The sequence below is a fragment of the Rothia sp. HMSC072E10 genome (assembly GCF_001813965.1).
GTDB classification, from domain to species: domain Bacteria; phylum Actinomycetota; class Actinomycetes; order Actinomycetales; family Micrococcaceae; genus Rothia; species Rothia mucilaginosa_A.
This window is the reverse complement of sequence record NZ_KV814483.1, coordinates 1-2,326: the sequence shown is the minus strand read 5'-3', so window position 1 is coordinate 2,326 and position 2,326 is coordinate 1. Positions and strand designations below refer to the sequence as shown.

General features: G+C 49.0%; 2 protein-coding genes and 1 pseudogene. 2 read left to right on the top strand and 1 reads right to left on the bottom strand.

What is annotated here, in order from left to right; translation table 11 throughout:
* Both HMPREF2944_RS09115 and HMPREF2944_RS09110 read left to right on the top strand, forming a co-directional pair.
* Positions 1–1,259 (top strand): annotated as a pseudogene (locus HMPREF2944_RS09115) (hypothetical protein); the annotation flags it as partial.
* Between the two features lie 353 nt (positions 1,260–1,612).
* Positions 1,613–1,927, top strand: a complete 315-nt coding sequence (locus HMPREF2944_RS09110) for a hypothetical protein (protein WP_141755713.1) — start codon at positions 1,613–1,615, stop codon at positions 1,925–1,927.
* A 56-nt stretch (positions 1,928–1,983) separates the two neighbouring features.
* Here the strand turns inward: HMPREF2944_RS09110 and HMPREF2944_RS09275 are convergent.
* Positions 1,984–2,326: hypothetical protein (locus HMPREF2944_RS09275; RefSeq protein WP_210398444.1), on the bottom strand; the 343-nt coding region annotated here is incomplete at its 5' end.

Sequence of the window (2,326 nt, the reverse complement as noted above, 5' to 3'; positions counted from 1 at the left end):
ATCCGTGGGGTTTGTCGCCGGTGTCGGTGGAGGACTTTGAGAAGTATCGCGAGTCCTGTGCTGATAGAGGCGTGAATGGATGGCTAAATCGACATTCAGATGCAATACAAACCGCTCTAACTGTTTTGGGTATCGGGCTGTCTTTGTTGGCTTTTGTCGCTACAGGTCCAGTAATGCTTCTGGTACTTGGTGCAGTATCTGGTGCAGCTTTAGCCGCTTCCACCTCTATCTCCAATAACCGGGACGAAAATGGTCGTGTGAACTGGGGCCGTGTTGGAATCGATGCGGCAATCGGTGGAGCTTTTGGTGCTATCGGTGGTGGCATCGCGGCGAAGGGTCGCGGTGTGATGGTTGCCCTGGGCCGCACCAAAGCCGTTGGTGCTCTAGAACAAGCTATCACCGGTGGATGGTCGAAGGGTGCGCAGGTATTCGCGACTAGGGCGAGCGTAAATGCAATTCCCGAGGTTGCAGCCGGATTTGTGGGCGGCTTTGAGAACCTTGCCCATGATGCCGTGAACGGCAAGATTGGTGATAAGGGGCAGTATTCTATTCGTGAGCATGTGGTTTCTACCGTCAGCGGTGGTATCTTTGGCGGTTTGTCCAGTGCTCCTCGTGCGCTTTCTGGTTCGCTTGCCAAAAAGGCACAGCCGATGACTCAAAAAATGTATGATACGGCGCGATCGGTAAAAAATAATTATCTTGCTCCTAGTGTTACCAAGCTAGATAATGAAAAAGTTACCCGTGCGTTTAACGTTGTATCTGAAGGACTGAGTAAATTAAAGCCTCGTCCTGTGGCCCAATTTGCCTCTGATGTATTGACTCCTGCTTTTTTGAAGACGAGTCAGAGCCTTGTTGATACGTGGGGAAGAAATGGAGAAATAACCATGTCAGACCTTCTTTGGAGCGGTGGTAAAGGTCTTATTGGTGGAGGACTCGGAGCGGTGAAGTATCACGAGGGATCTTCGGTTAAGGATCCGCGTACTATTGCGCAGCTGGGTATGAGCCATGATACGAGTATGTCTCGAATTGCTTATGTCCGTGATCCGGAGAAGAATAAAGCTCGTTTGGAGCAGAAAATGAAGGATCTGGATAAGACTATGCTTGGGATTGGTCGTGGCAAGGTAGTCTCAAAGGGACTAGATGAAATGCAGGATACGCACTCATATATTGAGAAACAACCAGGAGATTTTGAAAGTAAGTATGAGAAGCCCATTAGTGAAATTATAGTTGGTTATAAAGATTCTAAGGTAAAGAAATAGTGTATTTTGTGAATAGGTTTATATCTGAAACAGTAACTAATGGTTCAATTGGTTTGGTGCGTCCCAAAGGCTATATTCCTCTGGGACAGCGGCAGAAAAACCCTCTTCTGGTTCTTGTATATGTAGATGTATTGACGTTTCTGATGTGCATTGTTACACCCTTTGTGATTTCAGAGGATATTGAATCTTTAATAGTCTTCTTTCTTATGATGAATATCCTTGGGTCTCCCGCTTGGTATTTGGTTTTACATGCGCATTTCTTTTACATCCAGCAGAATGAGACCTCCGTAAAATGGCGGAACTGGCGATTCAAAACCCGCGAGTTCGACTACAACAGCATCACCAAAATCCATATGAAAGAGAACGGCAAGGGCGGCTACTTCGTAATTAGCAGTAGCCAGATGGGTAAACGCCGCCTAGCGTTCAGTCCGGTCTTCTTTGACGCCACCTACATCTACCACATGATTCTCTTCCGCGAGCGTTACGGTGTTTGGCCACCCAAGTACATCCCCGAACTCTTCGTAGAGTTCGGTGATTACGAGGACATGGACGCCCTCATCAAGGGTCTCTGTTACGCCCGCAAGTATGAGATTGGCTCCCCCGAGGCTGGGGAGTACCGACAGATCCCGGAGCACCTGCAGCGCATCCTTGATGCCTCATCTAAATAGTGTCATTCAGATGTAGCACCGCATAGAGAAAGCCCTTGGGCTTGAGAGATTACCTCTCAGCCCAGGGGCCTTCTGCATACCAGCGGCAACTCACCTGAGCGCCACCCGCCGGTGAATGGTCGCCTGGTCTTGACCCGGGCCTTGTGCCTAGTTAACTTTTTTAGCCGCCTAACCCATAGACCATCAAAGTGCTCGACATTTCCACTTATCAGAGCTTTCAAGCACATAGAGTATCCTTGGGGAAGGTACGCCACCTGCCGGTAGCCCACTTCCGGATATTCACCAACCGCACGAAACGAGAACCCGTCATGCGTACTTTCCTGATTATTTTCTGAGGCGTTGATGCGTTTGGCGCGCTGGTGCGTGTTGAGTACTTTGATAGCGCCCAGCCGCAGAATG